This is a genomic window from Streptomyces composti (assembly GCF_012034205.1).
Taxonomy (GTDB): Bacteria; Actinomycetota; Actinomycetes; order Streptomycetales; family Streptomycetaceae; genus Streptomyces; species Streptomyces composti.
Genome location: NZ_JAATEM010000066.1, coordinates 1 through 3,959 on the forward strand (window position 1 = coordinate 1; position 3,959 = coordinate 3,959).

At 68.5% G+C, this 3,959-nt stretch carries 5 protein-coding genes; 3 read left to right on the forward strand and 2 right to left on the reverse strand.

What is annotated here, in order from left to right; translation table 11 throughout:
• Positions 1 to 119: 119 nt before the first annotated feature.
• Positions 120 to 812, reverse strand: coding sequence for an ATP-binding protein (locus HCJ93_RS28895; RefSeq protein WP_030401442.1), 693 nt, complete (start codon positions 810 to 812; stop codon positions 120 to 122).
• Positions 809 to 1,765 (reverse strand): hypothetical protein, encoded by a 957-nt coding sequence (locus tag HCJ93_RS28900; protein WP_167998787.1) that lies wholly within the window; start codon positions 1,763 to 1,765, stop codon positions 809 to 811. Before HCJ93_RS28900 ends, HCJ93_RS28895 begins: the two co-directional genes overlap by 4 nt.
• Positions 1,766 to 2,270: 505 nt before the next feature.
• Between HCJ93_RS28900 and HCJ93_RS28905 the strand changes: the two genes are divergently transcribed.
• From HCJ93_RS28905 to HCJ93_RS28915, 3 genes are all read left to right on the forward strand, one after another.
• Positions 2,271 to 2,528 (forward strand): helix-turn-helix domain-containing protein, encoded by a 258-nt coding sequence (locus HCJ93_RS28905; protein ID WP_030401440.1) that lies wholly within the window; start codon positions 2,271 to 2,273, stop codon positions 2,526 to 2,528.
• A gap of 126 nt (positions 2,529 to 2,654) precedes the next feature.
• A complete protein-coding gene (locus HCJ93_RS28910) occupies positions 2,655 to 2,867 on the forward strand; it encodes an excisionase family DNA-binding protein (protein ID WP_031043819.1) in 213 nt (70 codons plus the stop codon).
• The coding region (locus HCJ93_RS28915; protein WP_167998788.1) for a tyrosine-type recombinase/integrase at positions 2,867 to 3,959 on the forward strand (1,093 nt) is incomplete at its 3' end. The genes HCJ93_RS28910 and HCJ93_RS28915, both read left to right, overlap by 1 nt.

Consider the following 3,959-nt stretch of genomic DNA (forward strand, 5'->3'; position numbering starts at 1 on the left):
TGAGGACTGGTCCCCGACACCCTCGCTCGGTCCTCGACGCGGCACGCGGCCGGTCCTCCTGGTGAAAGGACGCGCGCTCGCAGACTGCCCTTCCGTCGTCCGGTCTTCTTCCTCCATCGTCAGGGGGAGCGGTGACGTCGTCTGTCAGGGCCCTTGAGGATGACGCGGTCGGTCATCTCCGCGAGGCGGGAAGCGACGCGGTCACCGAGGGTGGTGCGCAGCTCGGCGGTGGGGAGGTTGGTCGTGATGAGGGTGGGGAGCATGTGCTCGTACCGGTGGTTGATGAGCCGGTAGGTCAGCTCCTCGGTCCACTCGCTGGTCTTGGCCGCACCGAGGTCGTCCAGGAGCAGCAGTGGGCTGCGGGCCAGGGTCTGCAGGTCGCGTTCGGCGTCGTGGCCGGCACGGGGACGCAGGCGGGCGTACAGGTCGGCGGTGGTGACGGCTTCCCAGCGCAGGCGGACCCCGCGGGTGAGGAGTGCCCGGACGGCGCCGTACGCCTGATGCGTCTTGCCCGTGCCGGTGGGGCCGGCGATCAGCAGGGAGGGACCCTCGGCGATGCCGGGCCCACTGGGGCCGGGGCGTCCGGCATGGGCGATGTGGTCGGCCCAGGTGATGATCTGAGGGTGGTCGGCGAGGGCGCGGCGGTAGCGGGCCGGGATGCGGGCGTCGGCCAGCTCCAAGGCGGTGACGGGTTCGGCGGGCGGCTCCGTGGCTACGGCGCCGGGGTCGATGCCGCGGCCCGCCAGTATGCCGTTCAGACGGTCGGCGAGCAGGCCGACGGGCTGGGGTTCGCGGGTGAGGGTGGAGGTCAGAGCTGTTCTCCGTAGGCGGCTTCGGCGTCGGCGGGGTTTGTCCACGGCCTGTGGATGACGGGCTGGGCGAGGGCGGCGTTCATGGCCTCGTGCACCAGGCTCGGCAGGATGCTGGGGTGCTTGCCCTTGGTCCTGTGGAGGACGAGCCCTGCCCTGATGTGGTCGGGAGCGATGCCTTCGGCGAGCAGCTTGCGCACCTCTCGGCCGAGATGGCCCAGGACGTCCTGGGGCGGGCGGTGGGCGCATGCCGCGCTGTATTCGGCGATGAGCTGCTTGGCCGAGACGGTGCTGGCCGCGGGGGCGCTTGCGCCCCCCGAAGGGGTAGATCCTAGATCCATGATCCTAGGTCCTAGATCCGGACCGTGAGGTGTCACCGCGGCCTCAAGCACGAGTCCATGAGGTTCAGGTGAGGGCTCACTGACTGCCTCCTGACCTGCGGTTTTGTTGGTGGTTTCCGTTTGGTTCGAGGGATCGTGTGGGTTCCGTGCCCCTTCACTGTCACCTCCGTGAGGGTTCGGCGCATGGTCCGCGACGGCTCCGTGCGTTACGGACGGCGCGGGTGCCACGGCCTCGACAGTCTTGGTGCCGCCCGGGGCACCGTTCGGATCGTTGTGGCGAGGGCAGGCCGGGATGCGGCTCTTGCTGGCCCGGTTGATCTTCTGGTGCTTGTGCCACGTGACGATGTGCAGGTAGCGCTTGTCGTCCGAGCCCTTGTACCGGCAGACCAGGCCGGCGTCGGCCAGCTGGGCGAGATCCTTCTCGACCTCGGCGGGAGTGTGCTCCGGACGCAGAACCCACAGCTGACCGGCGATGATCGCCGCGTGGTCACGATAGCGGCCTTGGTCGTCGGCCTGAGTGAGCAGGCCGAAGAAGGTGCGCTCGGCGGTCAGGGTGACGACGGCGAGGGATTCGGAGACGAAGGCTTCGGGCTTGATGGTGCGGATCCGTGCCAAGAGCGGAGTGTTCCTCACTCGGTGGCCGATGGGCGGGCACCCATGGCTCACCGTCGGTCGTGACGGCAAAGGCGGGGGAGTTGGCCGGCCGTGGACGCGAGGCTGGCTGAGAGCCGGTCGCGCTTTCCGGGGGTGTCGTCAACATAGCCACACCCGAGCGGCACAAGTCCAGCCCTGACCTGTCGAATCTCTGTCGGCAGAAAGGCCGTCGGGAATCGGGGCGGCGAGGGCGGCGTGAAAACGGTAGGTCACGATCGGCGGTTGACCAAATAGTTGTTCTGGGCGTCAAGCCAGAAGGATCACACCGGCAAGGCGTTGACGTCCGGTGAGTGGCGAAGCTACAACACAACACCCCACGTCAGAGACGCTGTCGAGCACTGCTCGGGCCGCCGTCACAGGGAACCCATCGACGAAATGGCCACCCGCCTGCCAAACGCACGGCGGCGCAACATAGCCGACGATCGCCGGTTAACCAAACCGGCGAACACAGCCGAGAATTGGAGTCATGGCAGCACGTTCACTGGAAATCGGCGCAGCCGGGATAAGGGCCGCCCGCACGATCGAAATTCTCCGCACCGAGCGCGGCCTCTCCCAGCGAGAGCTGGCCGCTCGCGTCACCGCCCTTGGCCGGCCAATGTCCAACACGATGCTGTCCCGCATCGAACGCGCTCAGCGCCGCTGCGACGTCGACGACCTGCTCACCCTCGCGCAGGCACTTCGCGTCCCGGCCCGCGCCCTGCTCCAGGACTCCGCGACCTGTTGAAGCCACCACCGGTCCGCCGTGCCCGCTCCAGTTTCGACCTCGGTAAGGAAGTCTCACCGTTGCACCGACTCGCAATAGCCCCGGCCCGTTGCACTCAGCAGCACAGCCGAAAGGGGGCGGTCGCCCATGACTGACCGCCTCCTGACGGTGGCCGAAGCCGCCGAACAGCTCGGTACCGGCGAACGCTTCGTTCGCCGTCTGATCGCCGAGCGCCGCATTCGCTACGTCAAGCTCGGACGTCCCGTGCGCGTCCCCGAGAGTGCCGTCACCGAGTACATCGAGGCGCGCACGGTCGAGCCGACCCGGCGCACCCGCACTCGGTACGGGCGGGCCGCCTGATGCCGACACGCAAGCTCCAGCGTCGTCGGGAGTTCGGTACCGTACGCAAGCTCCCGTCCGGTCGATGGCAGGCCCGCTACCTGGGCCCGGACGGGCAGCGCCACAAGGCCCCCGAGACCTTCGACACGAAGACCGACGCGCAGGACTGGCTGAACCTGGTCCGCGCCGACATCGAGCGTGACCACTGGCGTGACCCGGACGCCGGCGCGATCAACTTCGAGAAGTACGCCCTCCGTTGGGTGGAGGAGCGCGGTCTGGCCCCGACCACGGTCGACCGCTACGACGGCCTGCTACGCCTGCACCTCCTGCCGGTCTTCGGCAGCAAGGACCTGGACGAGATCACACCGCCTTCCGTCCGCACCTGGCGAGCCGAGCGGCTCAAGGCAACGGGTGCCACGACGGTCGCCAAGTCGTACCGGCTGCTGAAGGCCATCCTGCAGACCGCGGTCGATGACGACCTCCTGCGGACCAACCCGTGCCGGATCAAGGGCGCCGGTCGGGAGGAAGCCGACGAGCGGCCGACCGCCACCGTGGAGCAGGTCTTCGACCTCGCCGACGCCATGGGTCCGCGCTGGCGCTTGATGGTCCTGCTCGGTGCCTTCGCCTCGCTTCGCCCCGAGGAGCTGGCTGAACTGCGCCGCCGCAGTGTCGATCTCGACGAATGCTCCCTGCGGATCACGCATGCGTCACCGGAGCTGACCAACGGCAGGAGGGTCACCGGCGATCCCAAGTCCCGAGCGGGCAAGCGCACCGTTTACTTGCCCGACTTCCTCCTGCCCGAGCTGCGACGCCACGTGCAGTGGTTCGCCGAGAAGGAGCCGGATGGTCTCCTCTTCGTCGGGGAGAAGGGCGCTCCATTCCGCCGCTCGACGTTCGGACGGAAGTGGCGCAAGGCCAGGACGAAGGTGGGGCTGCCCGACAACTTCCGCTTCTACGACCTCCGGCACACCGGTAACACCCTCGCCGCCGACACCGGCGCCAAGCTGAAGGACCTCATGGTGCGCGCCGGCCAGTCCTCGGAGCGCGCCCAGCTCATCTACCAGCACTCGACGGTCAAGCATCAGCGGAGGCTGGCCCAGGGGATCGACACTG